The organism is Alsobacter soli, assembly GCF_003004785.1.
GTDB lineage: Bacteria > Pseudomonadota > Alphaproteobacteria > Rhizobiales > Beijerinckiaceae > Alsobacter > Alsobacter soli.
In genome coordinates this window covers 16763-31963 of record NZ_PVZS01000018.1, presented here as the reverse complement: position 1 = coordinate 31963, position 15201 = coordinate 16763, and the positions used below count along the sequence as shown (strand labels likewise).

Genomic DNA, 15201 nt, shown 5'->3' with positions numbered 1-15201 from the left:
TCGAGCGCCTGTGTATTGGCCCAGATCATGCAAAGCGGGGTCGGGACCATGGTACCATGGGTCTCGTCGGGGGTGATTCGATGCGGACACGCATACTACCCTTCGGAAAGCGGGATGCGGCAAGCCGCCTCCGCCCGCGCGCCACGTGGCAGCCGCAATCGGCGCCCAGCTTGATCTGGGGCGGGGGTTGGCGAGCCCAGCCGGTGGAGTCGACGCAACCCTTGTCCGCTCCATTGGTTATCGCTGCGTTGTGGCGCTTAAAGCCAGCGGGTGCCGATGTATCCGAACACTGACCTCTTCACGACCTATGCACGGTCGTACGAATCCCGTCGCGAAGCCGAGATGTCCTTGCAGGACTATCTGGAAGGGTGCCGCGACGATCCGATGATGTACGCCAGCGCGGCGGAGAGAATCCTCGCCGCGATCGGCGAGCCCGAGATGCTCGACACCTCCCGGGACGCGCGCCTTGGCCGCATCTTCATGAACCGGACGATCCGGGTTTATCCCGCATTCGCCGAGTTCTACGGGATGGAGGAGACGATCGAGCGGATCGTCGCCTATTTCCGGCATGCCGCGCAGGGCCTGGAGGAGCGCAAGCAGATCCTCTACCTGCTCGGCCCTGTGGGCGGCGGCAAGTCATCCCTCGCCGAACGCCTGAAGGCGCTGATGGAGGTCCATCCCATCTACGTCCTGAAGGCGGGCGACGAGCTGAGCCCGATCTTCGAGAGCCCCCTTGGTTTGTTCGATCCCGAGCAGATGGGCAAGACCCTCGAGGAGCGTTACGGCATTCCGCGCCGGCGGTTGACAGGGCTGATGAGCCCGTGGTGCCTGAAGCGGCTGGACGAGTTCGGCGGCGACATCTCGCGCTTCAAGGTCGTGAAGGTGAACCCCTCGCGCCTGCGCCAGATCGGCATCGCCAAGACGGAGCCTGGCGACGAGAACAACCAGGACATCTCCTCGCTGGTCGGCAAGGTCGACATCCGCAAGCTGGAGCGCCTGTCGCAGAACGATCCCGACGCTTACAGCTACTCGGGCGGGCTCAACCGGGCCAACCAGGGCATGCTCGAGTTCGTCGAGATGTTCAAGGCGCCCATCAAGATGCTGCACCCCCTGCTCACTGCGACGCAGGAAGGCAACTACGTTGGCACCGAGAACATCGGCGCCATCCCGTTCCAGGGCGTCGTGATGGCGCACTCCAACGAGGCGGAGTGGCAGAGCTTCAAGACCAACAAGAACAACGAGGCCTTCATCGACCGCATCTACGTCATCAAGGTGCCGTACTGCCTGCGGGTGACGGAAGAGCAGAAGATTTACGAGAAGCTGATCCGCGGCTCCGAGCTCGCCGGCGCGCCCTGCGCTCCGGCCACGCTGGAGATGCTGGCCCGCTTCGCCGTGCTGTCCCGGCTGCGCGAGCACGCCAACTCGAACCTGTACTCCAAGATGCGGGTCTATGACGGCGAGAGCCTGCGCGAGGTCGATCCGCGGGCCCGTTCCCTGCAGGAGTACAAGGACTCGGCCGGCGTGGACGAGGGCATGGACGGAATCTCGACACGCTTCGCCTTCAAGGTGCTGGCTGCGACCTTCAACCACGACACCACCGAGATCGCGGCCGATCCCGTCCATTTGATGTACGTTCTCGAGCAGACAGTCCGACGGGAGCAGCTGCCGGAAGCGACCGAGAAGCGTTATCTTGAGTTCCTCAAGGCCGAACTGGCGCCGCGCTATGCGGAGTTCATCGGCCACGAGATCCAGAAGGCCTATCTGGAGTCGTACCACGATTACGGCCAGAACCTCTTCGATCGCTATGTCGACTATGCCGACGCCTGGATCGAGGATCAGGACTTCAAGGACCCGGACACGGGCCAGCTGCTGAATCGCGAGCTGCTGAACCAAGAGCTCACGAAGATCGAGAAGCCGGCGGGTATCGCCAACCCCAAGGACTTCCGCAACGAAGTCGTTAAGTTCGCGCTGCGCTCGCGGGCGAGCCACGGTGGCAAGAACCCCTCCTGGACCAGCTACGAGAAAATCCGCGACGTCATCGAGAAGCGGATGTTCAGCCAGGTGGAGGAGCTTCTGCCGGTGATCAGCTTCGGGTCCAAGAAGGATTCCGAGAGCGAGAAGAAGCACGCCGACTTCGTCGCCCGAATGACCGAGCGCGGATACACCGAGCGCCAGGTCCGACGACTTGTCGAGTGGTACATGCGGGTCAAGCAGGCAGGGTAGCAAGGGTTCTTGCAAATCCCGGCCGGAGCGGAGCGAAGATGCACATCGTCGACAGACGCCTGAACCCGGGAGGCAAGAGCCTCGGCAATCGCCAGCGCTTCCTGCGCCGGGCCCAGTCCCTGGTGCGTCGGGCGGTGCGGGACCAGTCCCGCGACCGCTCGATCAAGGACATGGGGGAGGGGGGCGAGGTCTCCATCCCGATCGACGGGGTGCGCGAGCCCTCCCTGCGCCGCTCGGGCCAGGGAGGCCTGCGCGAGCACGTTCTGCCCGGCAACAAGCACTTCACCGAAGGCGACACCATTCCGCGCCCGCAGGGCGGGGGAGGGGGCGGCGGCTCGGAAGGGTCCGAGGACGGCGGCGGCGAGGACGACTTCCGGTTCGTGCTGTCCCAGGACGAGTTCCTCGACCTCTTTCTGGAAGACCTGGAGCTGCCGGATCTCGCCAAGACCCGCGTCGAAGACCTCGAGAACCCGGCCTGGCGCCGGGCCGGCTACTCGACGTCCGGCTCGCCGGCGAACTTGTCCCTGACCCGCACCATGCGCAACAGCCTCTCCCGGCGGATCGCGCTCAACCGTCCCCGGACGGAGGAGATGCAGGAGCTGGAAGAGGAGATCGCCCGCCTGGAAGCCAAGGGCGACGAGCCGGAGCGCGTGAAAGTGCTGCAGCTGCGCCTCGAGGACCTGCAGCGCAGGCGCAAGCTGATCCCCTTCATCGATCCGCTCGACCTGCGCTACCGCCAGTTCGCGCCCTATCCGAAGCCAGTCGCCCAGGCCGTGATGATCTGCCTGATGGACGTCTCGGGCTCCATGACGGAGCACATGAAGGACTTGGCGAAGCGGTTCTACGCCTTGCTCTACATCTTCCTGAAGCGCCGCTACCGGCACGTGGAGCTGGTCTTCATCCGACATACGCACACCGCCGAGGAGGTGGACGAGCAGACCTTTTTCCACTCCACCGAGACGGGCGGCACCGTCGTGTCCACCGCCCTGGTCGAGATGCTCCGGGTCCTGAACGAGCGCTACCGCCCGGAGGACTGGAACATCTACGCCGCCCAGGCCTCGGACGGCGACAACGCGCCCAACGACAACGAGCGCACGGTTTCCCTGCTGCAGGACCAGATCCTGCCGCTGACGCAGTACTTCGCCTATCTCGAGGTGAAGCCCGAGGACGAGCCCCTGTCGCTGGGGCTCACCTCACGCGCAAGCGACCTGTGGCGCGCCTACGAGGCCATGGACGACGCGGGTCCGCGTTTCGCCATGCGCCAGGTCCGCCACCGCCGGGACATCTTCCCGGTGTTTCGTGAGCTGTTCCGCCGCCGCGGCCAAGGCGCCGGGGCGGAGCGTGTGGGGGCGCCCTGATGACCATGCATCTGATCCCGAAGCCCCTGCTGTTCCACAGCAACGACTGGGACTTCGACACCATCCGCCGGATCTATGACGCCTGCGAGCGCATCGCGCTCGGCGAGCTCGGGCTGGACGTCTATCCCAACCAGATCGAGACCATCACGGCCGAGCAGATGCTGGACGCCTACTCTTCGTCCGGCATGCCGCTGTTCTACAAGCACTGGAGCTTCGGCAAGCACTTCGCCCATCACGAAGCCGTCTACCGCCGCGGCTTCGGCGATCTCGCCTACGAGATCGTCATCAACTCCAACCCGTGCATCAGCTACATCATGGAGGAGAACTCCGCCACGATGCAGACGCTGGTGATCGCGCACGCGGCGTTCGGGCACAACCACTTCTTCAAGAACAACTACCTTTTCAAGCAGTGGACGGACGCCGACGGCATCCTCGACTATCTGGACTTCGCCAAGAACTACATCTCCGAATGCGAGGAGCGCTACGGCCACCTCGCCGTGGAGCGCCTGCTCGACGCCGCCCACGCCCTCAACAGCCAGGCCGTGCACCGCTATCCGCGGCGCACCAAGCCCGACCTCCGCTCGGAGGAGCGCCGGGCCGAAGAGCGTCGGCGCCATGACGAGCAGATGTACAACGACCTGTGGCGCACCGTTCCCAAGTCGGACAAGCCGCGCTCCGGCGTGAGCGACGAGGAGCGCCGCCGCGCGCTGCTCCAGCTGCCGCAGGAGAACGTCCTCTACTTCCTGGAGAAGACGGCTCCGAAGCTCGCCCCTTGGCAGCGCGAGGTGCTGCGGATTGTGCGCAATGTCGCGCAGTACTTCTACCCGCAGCGCCAGACTAAGGTCATGAACGAGGGCTGCGCCACCTTCGTCCACTACAAGATCATGAGCCGCCTGCACGAGCAGGGGATGCTCGACGACGGCAGCTACTTCGAGTTTCTGAAGTCGCACACCAACGTCACCTTCCAGCCCAAGTACGACGATCCGCGCTACGGCGGCCTCAACCCCTACGCCATCGGCTTCGCAATGATGTGCGACATCGAGCGCATCTGCGCCGAGCCGACCGAGGAGGACCGCCAGTGGTTCCCGGATATCGCCGGCTCCGGCGACGGGATGGCGGTTTTGCGCGACGTCTGGGCCAATTACCGGGACGAGAGCTTCCTCCTGCAGTTCCTCAGCCCCAAGCTGATGCGGGAATGGCGGATGTTCCACGTCGTGGACGATCCCGAACGCCCCGAACTCCGTGTGGACGCCATCCACGACGACCGCGGCTACCGGCGCATGCGCCGCGCCCTGGCGCGGCAATACGACGTGGCCTGGACCGATCCGGACATCCAGGTCGTGGACGTCGACCTCGCCGGCGACCGGCGGCTCATTCTCCATCACAACGTCGTCAACCGGCTCCTGCTGGAAGCAGACGACGCGAACCGCGTGCTGCAGCACCTTGCCGACCTTTGGGGCTACGACGTGCTCCTGAAGGAGATCGACACTGCAACCGGCATGGTCCTGAAGGAACACCGGGCGAGCGCCCAGCCCTTGGGGCGCTGATGAACCCCCGATACTCCGAATGGCCGGGCTTGCCCGGCCATTTTCTTTCACGGCTCTTTCGTTCCACGGCCCGGGCCGCAGTCCGAAACCGAGCGGGCGCCAACAATTCAGGCGTCCCAAACTGAAACGCCATCGCAATGTTGCCGCAACTCGGGCGGAAGCTTCTCTGGTCGGTGGGACGGGGGTTCCTAACGAGGATCGGCTGAAGCCGGTCGCGTTCCGGCGAGTCGATCTTCTTCTGTGTGGGAGAAGGTCATGGAATACCGCGAATTCGACAAGCTGCGCGATGTAGCTGACGTGCGGGTCGCCGCCCGTCCGGCGATGACCCGGCGCGAGCGTCTGGAACGCTGGGCGTCCCTGCTGGAGCAGGATCCCACGCGGCGGTTGCGCTCGCTTGGCGAGATCGAGACCAAGACCCCGGCCGAGCGGGTGCAGATGCGCTCGCCGGATTCGCCGCTGACCGTGGCGTTCGAGGACCCGGTGCTGCGGGCCGAGGGCCTTGCCAGCGATCGCCTCGGCGACGCGATCGAGTTCTTCGAAATGAGCGAGGACGACGCGCATCGTCTCCTGTGCTCCTGCATGAACGGCTGGACCATGTCGGCCGGCAAGGTCGCGCGCGGCGTGCGCGGCGTGGCCAATCCCGACACCCGGCTGCAGTCGGTCGCCTGGGTCGTCGCGGGCGGATTCATCGCCACGCCGGTCCTCATGTACCTCTTCGGGTAAGGAGCTTCGATGTTCCCGTTCCGGGCCGCTTCAGCGGCGGCCCGGCTCTGCGCGCCGGATCGGATCCGGGGCAGGCCCGGCGCGTTGTAACGGCTCCAGCCACGAGGAGTGACCATGGCCGCCCAGCCCCGAACCGAAAACGCCGCGCCGGCTACGCTCGGCAAGTTCACCGTCACCCCGAGCGACGGAGCGTTCCGCATGCGCATCGAGACGGAGGGAGGAGACGTCCTCGACCTCACGGCCACGCGCGAGCAGATCGATGTTCTGGCGGATCACCTGGATGACCTCCTCGCGGAAACAGAGGAGGACGACGAGGCCGAGGAAGACGAGGACTGACCTCGGCGCCTGATCCCACGCAGGACGACTTCGGGCCGCCCCCAAGGGCGGCCCTTCTGCTTGGAGAGGCGGGGTGGGCCGCCTCAGCCGTCGTTCTCGGCGTTCAGGTCCTCGGTCCGGATGCCTTCGTCGCGGCCAGCTGCGGCCCGCAGCCGAATGCCCGGCCCCTCGTCGAAGTCGACCCCCGCCTCGTTGAGGGCCGCGACGAGCCGCATGGTCACGGCTTCGTCCGCGCTCAGCGGGGCGCCTCCGCGGCCTTCGATGTCGGTCAGGGCTTCCAGGCTGATTCCGGCCCGTTCGGCGGCGTCCTCACGGGTCAGGCCCGCCAGCACGCGCGCCGCCCAGACCTGATTTCCCGTGAACATCGCTCGGACCTTCTCAGAAACGGACCGTGGCGTTTTCCCCGCCATTCGGCCTCTCTCCCGTCGTCATCGCCTTCAGATATCCGTACGCGTACAGCATGGTGCTCGAAGGGCTGTCCCAGTATTCGGCGCCTTCGACCTTCACCTTGACGAGTCCGATCTTCGGATCGTCCACTCCCTTCGGGAACCACACCCTGAGCGCTTCCGACCAGAGCTCCTTGGCCTTGGCCTTATCCTGGAGCACTTCGGCCACGCCGGAAATCGACACGTAGTGCTGCTTGCTTTCATCCGAATAGGTGACCAGCACCTGCGGGTCGCGGCGGATTTCGACCACTTTCGGCGAATCGATGTCTGTGAAGAACCACAGGTACCCGTCGAAGTTGACGGTCTTGGTTCCCATGGGACGCGCATGCAGGTGGCCATCCTCGCCGCGCGAGGCCAGCATGGCGATGTGTGCGTCCTTCACGAGGGACAGCACCTTGTCCCGCGCAGCTTGATCGTCTCGATGTTCCATCCGGGCTCTCCCGTGAGCGAAAAGGGGTGTGCGGCGACAACCCATGCCGGACGGTACGGTTCCGCTTGGTTTTCGGCCGCTCTCAGCTTGGATTCGAGGCTGCGGCCGGGCTATGCAGCAGTGGGGGCGAGATCAAACCGACACGCGAAGGAGCCGCCGATGGGCGAGTGGATCAAGCTGACGGCCGCAGACGGGTTCACGCTGGACGCATGGCGCTCCGAGCCATCCGGAACGCCGAAGGGCGGCGTTGTTGTGCTGCAGGAGATCTTCGGCGTGAACGACCACATCCGCCGCGTCGCGGATGGTTTCGCCGCCGAGGGCTATCTCGCGATCGCCCCGGCTCTGTTCGATCGCGCCCAGCCCAGGGTCGAGCTGGGCTACAGCCCGGAAGACGGCAAGCAGGGCATGGAGATCCGGGCCAGGACCACCATGGACGGTGCGCTGGCGGACGTGCAGGCGGCGGTCAAGGCGGCTTCGGAAGCCGGCAAGGTCGGCGTGGTCGGCTACTGCTGGGGTGGTTCGCTCGCCTTTATGGCGGCGGCTCGGGTTTCCGATGTCTCCGCCGCCGTGGGCTACTACGGCGGCCTGATCGCCTCGAACCTCAACCAGATCCCGAAGGTCCCGACCATCCTCCACTTCGGCGAGAAGGATAAGCACATTCCACTGACGGATGTGGAGAAGATCCAGCAGGCGTTCCCGCAGATGTCGATCTTCGTCTATCCGGCCGATCACGGCTTCAACTGCGATGCCCGCGCCAGCTACGACAAGCCCTCGGCAGACCTCGCCCGGGCTCGTACGCTCGAGTTTTTCGCCGACAAGCTGCGCTGACTGAAGCGGCGCGCCCGGCGCCTCAGGGCGCCGCGTGCGCCCGCTCGGCCTCGGAGCGGCGCCCCCAGGCGATGAACGACCCGTTCCGGTAGCCCTGGTCGGCCTTGCCATAGCGCAGCGGCGCCCCGTCGGGTGTGACGACCTCGCCCCCTGCGGACGCCAGCACCGCGTGCCCGGCCGCGGTATCCCATTCCATGGTCGGCCCGAAGCGCGGATAAACGTCCCCGTCCCCCTGGGCGATCAGGCAGAACTTCAGGGCGGACCCAGCCGGCAGCGTCTGCGCGCACGGCCGCGCCGCCAGGAAAGCCTTTGTCTCCGCGTCGAGATGGGATCGGCTTACCAGCGCGACCTGGCCGCGCTCTGGCGTGGCGCGGGCGCGGATGTCCCTGCGGCCCGCCGGGGGAGGCAGAGAATCGCCGGGCAGGACGGTCATGACCTGCGCCCGTCCGCCGCCGCCGATCCAGAGCACGCCCTTGGCGGGCTGGTACACGGCCCCGGCGACCGGGTTGCCTCCCGCGATCACGCCGATGTTGACCGTGAACTCGCCGTTGCGGTCGATGAACTCCCGCGTCCCGTCCAGCGGGTCCACGAGCACGAAATCCTGCGCGCAGCGCGGGGCCTGGCCAGCCGAGGCCTGCTCTTCGGAAAGGATCGGGAGATGCGGGAGCAGCTTCGCCAGGGGAGGCAGGATCGCCGCTTCCGCCGCGAGGTCCGCCTCGGTCACCGGGCTGCCGTCCGCCTTCAGCGCCGCGGTGCAGCGGCAATAGGCGCGCATGATCGGCGGCCCTGCCAGGACGGCCACGGAGCCGAGCGCTTCCGCAAGCGTGAAAAGATCGGAGGGGAGGGGAGCTGACGCTCCAGGCGACGTTGACATGGCGGGCCTCGACCCCAGACCGTTACCGCAATCGGGCAGGCGTGGGCGACTGGAATCGTCAACGACGAGGAGGATGTCGCGGCGTCCGGCCCGCCGAATGGGGTCGGATCGCCAGGATGCGCCTCTTGCGCGCGATCAGAAGATCAACTCGGGGTCATCGATCAGCGGATCGGGGTTCGCGAGCTTCACCAGCGAGTCGCGTTCCTTGATACGGATCGTCCGCCCCTGGACCTCGACCCCGTGACGCGTGAGCGTCGCGAAGTTGCGGGACAGGTTCTCCGGCGTCATGCCGAGCCGGGCCGCGAGCGTGCGCTTGTCGAAGGGGATGTCGAACTCTCCCACCCCGCCATGGCCGCTCTGCTCACGCAGGATCCAGTTGGCCAGGCGCTCCACGCTGGTCCGCAGCTTCTGGCTCTTGAGCTCCTTGACCATGCCCCGGTAGGCGCCGGCGATCTCGTCCGCCACCGCATTCGCGAACGCGATGTCGGAGCGCATCGTGGACACGACGATATCGGCGGGGATCATGAGGATTCGCGAGCTTTCGAGCGTACGTGCCGCCGTGAGCAACGGCTGTTGCCGCACCAGCGCGGCAAGCACGAAAGTCGTCACCGGCCGGATCACGCCGACAGTGGTTTCGCGGTCGTCGTGTCGGGCGAACAGCTCCACCGAACCTTCGAGCACAATATGCAGGAAGTCCGGCGAAAGACCACGCTCGAACAGCGTCACATGAGGAGGGAACCGCTGGAGGAAGGCCGGCTGAATGAGAGCTTCGAACTTCTCGTCGGCCATGTCCTTGAACAGCGGCAGTGTCCGTATATTTTCTGCGTCTACGCTTCGCACCCGGCGCCCCTTGTGGTTTTTCGGGGAAGCAAACGATATTCGGGGCCTTTGTCAACGCAGAATTGCATGGCGTTGCATGAGAGTTCTAGCTGCTTTGCCTTTTTCTGCGCTGGAACTTCAGGCAATCTCTCATCGCGCCCAGGGTTTGATCCATGTGCGGTCAGGCAATTCAGAGTGTGACTTGCGCCCTGCGTCTCTCTGCTCCTTGGAGTTGCCTTCTCATTTCGCTCGAGATGACGGATGTTGGGCCGCCGCGCCCGCGCGAAAACCCTTCCCAACGCAGATCCGATAAGATGGTTCCCGTACAGATTGAAATTTTTTCATGTGAAGAAAGAGCAGCCCCATGACGACTTCGGTGAAGCCCCCGGTTGCCCCCATTGGCGTGGTGACCGTTTCCGATCGCGCCAGCCGCGGCGAATACGAAGACAAGGGCGGCCCCGGCATCGTGGCCGCGCTCACGGATATGCTGGCCAGCCCATGGAGGGCGGTTTCGCGGGTCGTGCCGGACGAGCGGCCGGCGATCGAGGCCGCACTCAAGGAGTTGGCTGATGATGAGGGCTGCACGTTGATTCTGACGACGGGCGGCACCGGGCCTGCGCCCCGGGACGTCACGCCCGAAGCAACCGAGGCGGTCTGCGACCGGCTGATGCCCGGCTTCGGAGAGCTGATGCGCACCGCCTGCCTCCGCGAGGTGCCCACCGCGATTCTGTCCCGCCAGATCGCGGGAACGCGCGGTCGGTCGCTCATCATCAACCTCCCTGGCAAGCCCTCCGCCATCAGGACCTGCCTGGACGCTGTCTTTCCCGCGGTGCCCTACTGCATCGACCTGATCGGCGGTGATCGTCTGGAAACCAACCCCGAGGTTTGCAAGGCGTTTCGGCCCAAGGCCTGACCAATCCGCCGGGCTCCTCATTGACTTTTGGCGCCGCAGCAATCATATGCAGCGTCGAACGTCGGCTTTCGGCGAAACAGGCTGCGTGTGCGGATCCACAACGATCCGACCTGCCGACCGTCTGGGCTCAAGCTTCGAAACTGAAGCAGCCGCCCTGGGCTTTCCAAAGACTTCCCTGAACACGCGGGGCGTCCTCCGACCGGTGCAAGCGAATTGCGCCGGGCGTCTGAGTCCGACTCCATCGACCTCAGTTCCAGGACATTTCCTTGACACTCTTTACCGACATGGGCCTCAGCCGCCCGATCCTCGACGCGCTCGCCGCCGAGGGCTACGAGAAACCCACCCCCATCCAGGCGCAGGCCATTCCTTCCGTTCTCGTCGGCAAGGACCTGCTCGGCATCGCCCAGACCGGCACCGGCAAGACGGCTGCTTTCGCGCTGCCGCTGCTCAACCGCCTCTCGGCGGACCCGAAGCCCACGCCCCGCAAGGGCTGCCGCGTGCTCGTGCTCAGCCCGACCCGTGAGCTCGCCAGCCAGATCGCGGACAGCTTCCGCGCCTACGGCAAGTTCCTCAAGCTCACCGCCAACGTCGTCTTCGGCGGGGTGCCGGTGAACCGGCAGATCCGCGAGATGGCCAACGGCGTCGACATCCTCGTCGCCACCCCCGGCCGCCTCCTGGACCTTTGCAACCAGCGCGCCGTCGACCTCTCCAAGATCGAGGCCTTCGTCCTCGACGAGGCCGACCAGATGCTGGACATGGGCTTCATCCACGACATCCGGAAGCTCATCGCCCTGATCCCGAAGCAGCGCCAGAGCCTGTTCTTCTCGGCCACCATGCCGAAGGAGATCGCCGAGCTCGCGGACAAGCTGCTGAAGGACCCGGTCAAGGTGGCCGTCACACCGGTCGCCACCACGGCCGAGCGGGTGGAGCAGTCGGTGCTGCTCGTCGACACGGCTCACAAGCAGGCGCTCCTCCACCTGCTGCTGCAGAATGACCCGTCCATCGAGCGTGCGCTCGTCTTCACCCGCACCAAGCACGGCGCGGACAAGGTGGTGCGCAAGCTCGCCGCCGCGGGTCACGTGGCGGCCGCCATCCACGGCAACAAGAGCCAGAACCACCGTGAGCGGTCTCTTGCCGCCTTCCGCGCCGGCGAGGCCCGCCTGCTGGTCGCCACCGACATCGCCGCCCGCGGCATCGACGTGGACGGCGTGACGCACGTCATCAACTTCGACCTGCCGAACGTCCCGGAGAGCTACGTCCATCGCATCGGCCGCACTGCGCGCGCCGGCGCGGCGGGTATCGCGATCTCCTTCTGCGACCGCGAGGAGCGCGCCTACCTGCGCGACATCGAGCGGGTGACGCGCCAGCGCGTGCCCCAGGCGGATCTCCCGGCCGGCCTTGCGGCCGCCGCCGAGGAGGAGGCCAAGCGCACGGCTTCGCAGCCCCGCGAGGAGCGTCGCGACGACCGCGGCGGACGCAACGGTCGCGGCCAGCAGGGCCGCGGAGGCCGCCCCGGCGGCCAGGGGCAGAACCGGCAAGGCCAGCGCTCGGCCCAGGCTCGCCCGCAAGGCGAGCGTCCGGCGGCCCAGGGCCAGGGCGGCAGGCCGCAGCGCGACGACCAGCGCGCCCGTCCGCAGGGCGAGGCGCGGCATCGGCCGAACCAGGATCACCGTCAGGGCGATCACCGCCAGGCGGATCACCGCGGGGGCGAGCGCCAGAACCAGCGGCAGGGCGAGCCGCGTCGGAATGGCGGCTCCGACGGCGCCCGCGCGCTTGAACTCTGGGGCGCCGGCGGCGCCTCCGGCCGCGGGCAGCGCCATCCCCGTCCGCAGGGCGGCAAGCCCGGCGGCCAGCCGCGCCGCGAAGGCCGGCCCGCGCGCTGAGTTCAGCCAAGGTTGAGGGAAGGGCGGCTCCGGCCGCCCTTTTCGATTCGTGTGGAGCGCCACTGGCCCCGCACTAACATGTCAGTTGACGCCGGCCTTAAACCGGTTAGGCTCTCCCCAACACGGAATGGGACCGCGGCTTCATCGGGCCGACGGCCATGGCTCGGTTTCGCCGGGTCAAAATTCGTCCTGGGGAGGACCTTGATGGCCAAGCTCATCGGCGACCTGTCGCGTCGCGATCTTCTGAAAAGCACAGCTCTCGTCGCCGCCGGCGCGGTCGCCGCGCCCGCCATCGTGTCGCGCGCCAACGCCCAGTCCAAGTTCGACTGGAAGCGCTACAAGGGCGAGAAGATCGACGTGATGCTGGTGAAGACTCCGCGCGGCGACCTGCTCCAGCAGCACGAGAAGGAGTTCACCGAACTCACCGGCATCGAGGTCTCCTCCGAGCAGATCCCCGAGCAGCAGCAGCGCCAGAAGGCGATGATCGAGTTCACCTCGGGCCGCCCGACCTTCGACGTCTGTATGCTCGCGCTGCACGTCCAGAAGCGCCTGTCCTACAAGGGCAAGTGGACGGATGACCTCCGTCCCCTGATCAACAATCCCGAGATGACGAACCCGGACTTCGACGTCGCCGACTTCGGCGAGGCCGGGATGAACTTCGCCACCCAGGCGGACGGCGTCATCAACACGCTGCCGCACTTCGTCGACTTCTGGATGCTCTACTACAACAAGGAGCTCTTCGCCGCGAAGGGGGTCGAGTATCCGAAGTCCATGGACGAGATCATCACCGCGGCGTCCAAGCTGAATGACCCCTCGAAGGGCGTCTACGGCTTCGTTTCCCGCGGCCTGAAGAACGCCAACATCCCGGTCTGGACCAGCTGGCTGCTCGGCCAGGGCCTTGAGACGATCGACCCCAAGACCGGCAAGCTGAACACAGACGGCCCCGAAGCTGTGTGGGCGGGCGAGTTCTACCGCAAGCTGAACAAGGAGTTCGCCCCTCCCGGCACCATCGGGTTCAATTGGAACGAGTGCCAGACGAGCTTCATGCAGGGGCGCGCCGCCATGTGGCTGGATGGCATCGGCTTCGCCACGCCGCTGGAGGATCCCACCAAGTCCAAGGTGGTCGGCAAGGTGGGCTACGGCATCACGCCTCCCGGCCCGAAGGCGCACCACTCGGCGATCTTCGCGGATGGCCTGGGCATCGCCCAGATGTCCAAGAAGAAGGGGCCGGCCTGGTATTACATCCAGTGGGCGACCAACAAGGAGAACCAGCTGCGAATGCTGAAGGCCGGCGCCGGCGCTCCCGCCCGCCAGTCGCCCTTCAAGAACCCGGAAGGCACGCAGTCCAAGACCTTCGCCAAGGACTACTTCGACTGCATGGCCGGCTCCGGCAAGATCGGCCGCCCGGGCCTGCCGCAGATCATCCCCGTCACCGAGTTCCGCGACATCTTCGGCGTGGCGCTCACGAACACGCTCTCCGGCGCGGATGTCGCCGCCGAGCTGAAGAAGGCCACCGAGACCTTCAAGCCGGTGCTTGAGAAGTCCGAGCAGGGCTGATCGGGGCGCCGCGCCCAGTCGCCCGTCATTGCGAGGAGCGAAGCGACGAAGCGATCCACGTCGGATGTAGATCCCCTGGATTGCTTCGCAGCGCTCGCAATGACGGCAAATTTGTACCCGGCGCCAGCAGGCGCCGGAGCCGGCAGCGAAAAGAGAGCCCCATGAGCCAGACCACGGCCCCCGCCGCCGTCCCCCGCGATCTCGCCGCGCCTCGCGCGGCCACGACGCCCAGCGGCAAGCCCCACGACTTTTCGCGCAAGTACTGGGTCTTCGCGGTGCCGGCCGCCGTGGTGATCGGGGCCGTGATCGTCTTCCCCTGGCTGTTCACGGTCTTCATGTCCGTGCAGGACTGGAAGGTCGGCGGCGGCATCGATTACGTCGGAATGGAGAATTTCCGGCAGCTGATGGCGGACACGCGCTTCCAGGAAGCGATGTGGCACACGCTCTACTTCACCGTGCTCGGCGTGGCGCTCCCGGTCGTGCTCGGCACCGCGGCCGCGCTCGTGTTCCACCGCGAGTTTCCGTTTCGCGGTTTCCTGCGCACCGTCTTCGTCATGCCCATGATGGCGACGCCCGTCGCCGTCTCGCTGGTGTGGAAGATGATGTTCCACCCCCAGCTCGGGGTGCTGAACTACCTCCTGTCCCTGGTGGGCATCGGCCCGTCCGAGTGGGTCTTCAATCCAAACACCGTCATCCCGACCCTCGTGCTGGTCGAGGTCTGGCACTGGACGCCGCTGGTGATGCTCATCGTGCTCGGCGGCCTCGCCGGCCTGCCGAAGGAGCCCTACGAGTCGGCCGTCATCGACGGCGCCAACGGCTGGCACATGTTCCGCTACATCACCCTGCCGTTGCTGTGGCCCTTCATCATGATCGCGCTGATCATCCGCACGATCGACGCGCTCAAGGCGTTCGACATCATCTTCGTCATCTCGGAAGGCGGCCCGGGCACGGCCTCCGAGACGATGAACATCTTCCTCTACCTGCAGGCCTTCCAGTTCTACAAGATCGGCTACGCCTCGGCCGTGGTGGTCATCTTCTTCGGCATCGTCGTCGCGCTGAGCCTGCTGCTGCTCTACACGCGCCAGAAATCGAAGTGGAACGCGTGATGCGGGGCCAGGAGCTTTCCCGCTCGTCATCCTCGGCGGCGCGCAGCCCCGGGAAGGGGATCCAGCAGACTGGGTGCGACGTCGGAACATCTCGAGGATGGGGAAGCCCAGCGCGTGCTGCCCCTGGATCCCCTTGCCGGCCTGCTCTGCAGGCCGCC

14 protein-coding genes are annotated in these 15201 nt (G+C 66.2%); 10 read left to right on the top strand and 4 right to left on the bottom strand.

The genetic code is table 11. The features are described from left to right. Positions 1-276 precede the first annotated feature (276 nt). From SLNSH_RS16120 to SLNSH_RS16100, 5 genes are all read left to right on the top strand, one after another. Positions 277-2223 carry a PrkA family serine protein kinase gene (locus tag SLNSH_RS16120; protein WP_106338039.1) on the top strand — a complete coding sequence of 649 codons (1947 nt, stop codon included), beginning with the start codon at positions 277-279 and terminating at the stop codon, positions 2221-2223. 38 nt (positions 2224-2261) lie between these two features. Further along, positions 2262-3581: a YeaH/YhbH family protein gene (locus tag SLNSH_RS16115; protein ID WP_106338038.1), complete on the top strand. Its 1320-nt coding sequence runs from the start codon at positions 2262-2264 to the stop codon at positions 3579-3581. Continuing rightward, a complete protein-coding gene (locus tag SLNSH_RS16110; RefSeq protein WP_106338037.1) occupies positions 3581-5128 on the top strand; it encodes a SpoVR family protein in 1548 nt (515 codons plus the stop codon). Before SLNSH_RS16115 ends, SLNSH_RS16110 begins: the two co-directional genes overlap by 1 nt. A 255-nt stretch (positions 5129-5383) precedes the next feature. Further along, positions 5384-5851, top strand: a complete 468-nt coding sequence (locus SLNSH_RS16105; protein WP_196240269.1) for a hypothetical protein — start codon at positions 5384-5386, stop codon at positions 5849-5851. Between the two features lie 114 nt (positions 5852-5965). After that, the gene (locus tag SLNSH_RS16100; RefSeq protein ID WP_106338036.1) at positions 5966-6187 is read left to right on the top strand and encodes a hypothetical protein; all 222 of its coding nucleotides are present in this window, start codon (positions 5966-5968) and stop codon (positions 6185-6187) included. Positions 6188-6270: 83 nt separating this feature from the next. Here SLNSH_RS16100 and SLNSH_RS16095 read toward each other — a convergent pair whose 3' ends face one another. Both SLNSH_RS16095 and SLNSH_RS16090 read right to left on the bottom strand, forming a co-directional pair. After that, positions 6271-6552: a helix-turn-helix domain-containing protein gene (locus SLNSH_RS16095; RefSeq protein WP_106338035.1), complete on the bottom strand. Its 282-nt coding sequence runs from the start codon at positions 6550-6552 to the stop codon at positions 6271-6273. 13 nt (positions 6553-6565) lie between these two features. Further along, positions 6566-7063 carry a pyridoxamine 5'-phosphate oxidase family protein gene (locus SLNSH_RS16090; protein WP_106338034.1) on the bottom strand — a complete coding sequence of 166 codons (498 nt, stop codon included), beginning with the start codon at positions 7061-7063 and terminating at the stop codon, positions 6566-6568. A gap of 159 nt (positions 7064-7222) precedes the next feature. Here SLNSH_RS16090 and SLNSH_RS16085 point away from each other — a divergent pair, with 159 nt between their 5' ends. Next, positions 7223-7891, top strand: coding sequence for a dienelactone hydrolase family protein (locus SLNSH_RS16085; RefSeq protein WP_106338033.1), 669 nt, complete (start codon positions 7223-7225; stop codon positions 7889-7891). A gap of 22 nt (positions 7892-7913) precedes the next feature. On the opposite strand, the gene cysQ is transcribed toward SLNSH_RS16085, so the two are convergent. Both cysQ and SLNSH_RS16075 read right to left on the bottom strand, forming a co-directional pair. Then, positions 7914-8765, bottom strand: coding sequence for a 3'(2'),5'-bisphosphate nucleotidase CysQ (gene cysQ / locus SLNSH_RS16080; protein ID WP_106338032.1), 852 nt, complete (start codon positions 8763-8765; stop codon positions 7914-7916). A 135-nt stretch (positions 8766-8900) separates the two neighbouring features. Continuing rightward, positions 8901-9605, bottom strand: coding sequence for a helix-turn-helix domain-containing protein (locus SLNSH_RS16075; protein ID WP_106338031.1), 705 nt, complete (start codon positions 9603-9605; stop codon positions 8901-8903). 343 nt (positions 9606-9948) lie between these two features. Here SLNSH_RS16075 and mog point away from each other — a divergent pair, with 343 nt between their 5' ends. The 4 genes from mog (at position 9949) to SLNSH_RS16055 (ending at position 15043) form a co-directional block, all read left to right on the top strand. Then, on the top strand, positions 9949-10497 hold the full coding sequence (gene mog, locus SLNSH_RS16070; protein WP_106338030.1) for a molybdopterin adenylyltransferase: 549 nt from the start codon (positions 9949-9951) through the stop codon (positions 10495-10497). A 266-nt stretch (positions 10498-10763) separates the two neighbouring features. Next, a complete protein-coding gene (locus SLNSH_RS16065) occupies positions 10764-12380 on the top strand; it encodes a DEAD/DEAH box helicase (RefSeq protein WP_106338029.1) in 1617 nt (538 codons plus the stop codon). 204 nt (positions 12381-12584) lie between these two features. Next, entirely contained in the window at positions 12585-13937 is a 1353-nt protein-coding gene (locus SLNSH_RS16060) for an ABC transporter substrate-binding protein (protein ID WP_106338028.1), read from the top strand. 161 nt (positions 13938-14098) lie between these two features. After that, positions 14099-15043 carry a carbohydrate ABC transporter permease gene (locus SLNSH_RS16055; RefSeq protein WP_106338027.1) on the top strand — a complete coding sequence of 315 codons (945 nt, stop codon included), beginning with the start codon at positions 14099-14101 and terminating at the stop codon, positions 15041-15043. Positions 15044-15201 lie beyond the last annotated feature (158 nt).

What these genes read in the sequence shown, in the direction of transcription:
- SLNSH_RS16120 (WP_106338039.1), top strand. Translation starts at nt 277, where the DNA reads ATGTATCCGAACACTGACCTCTTCACGACCTATGCACGGTCGTACGAA.
- SLNSH_RS16110 (WP_106338037.1), top strand. Translation starts at nt 3,581, where the DNA reads ATGACCATGCATCTGATCCCGAAGCCCCTGCTGTTCCACAGCAACGAC.
- SLNSH_RS16100 (WP_106338036.1), top strand. Translation starts at nt 5,966, where the DNA reads ATGGCCGCCCAGCCCCGAACCGAAAACGCCGCGCCGGCTACGCTCGGC.
- SLNSH_RS16085 (WP_106338033.1), top strand. Translation starts at nt 7,223, where the DNA reads ATGGGCGAGTGGATCAAGCTGACGGCCGCAGACGGGTTCACGCTGGAC.
- SLNSH_RS16115 (WP_106338038.1), top strand. Translation starts at nt 2,262, where the DNA reads ATGCACATCGTCGACAGACGCCTGAACCCGGGAGGCAAGAGCCTCGGC.
- SLNSH_RS16105 (WP_196240269.1), top strand. Translation starts at nt 5,384, where the DNA reads ATGGAATACCGCGAATTCGACAAGCTGCGCGATGTAGCTGACGTGCGG.
- SLNSH_RS16095 (WP_106338035.1), bottom strand. Translation starts at nt 6,552, where the DNA reads ATGTTCACGGGAAATCAGGTCTGGGCGGCGCGCGTGCTGGCGGGCCTG.
- cysQ (WP_106338032.1), bottom strand. Translation starts at nt 8,765, where the DNA reads ATGTCAACGTCGCCTGGAGCGTCAGCTCCCCTCCCCTCCGATCTTTTC.
- mog (WP_106338030.1), top strand. Translation starts at nt 9,949, where the DNA reads ATGACGACTTCGGTGAAGCCCCCGGTTGCCCCCATTGGCGTGGTGACC.
- SLNSH_RS16090 (WP_106338034.1), bottom strand. Translation starts at nt 7,063, where the DNA reads ATGGAACATCGAGACGATCAAGCTGCGCGGGACAAGGTGCTGTCCCTC.
- SLNSH_RS16055 (WP_106338027.1), top strand. Translation starts at nt 14,099, where the DNA reads ATGAGCCAGACCACGGCCCCCGCCGCCGTCCCCCGCGATCTCGCCGCG.
- SLNSH_RS16060 (WP_106338028.1), top strand. Translation starts at nt 12,585, where the DNA reads ATGGCCAAGCTCATCGGCGACCTGTCGCGTCGCGATCTTCTGAAAAGC.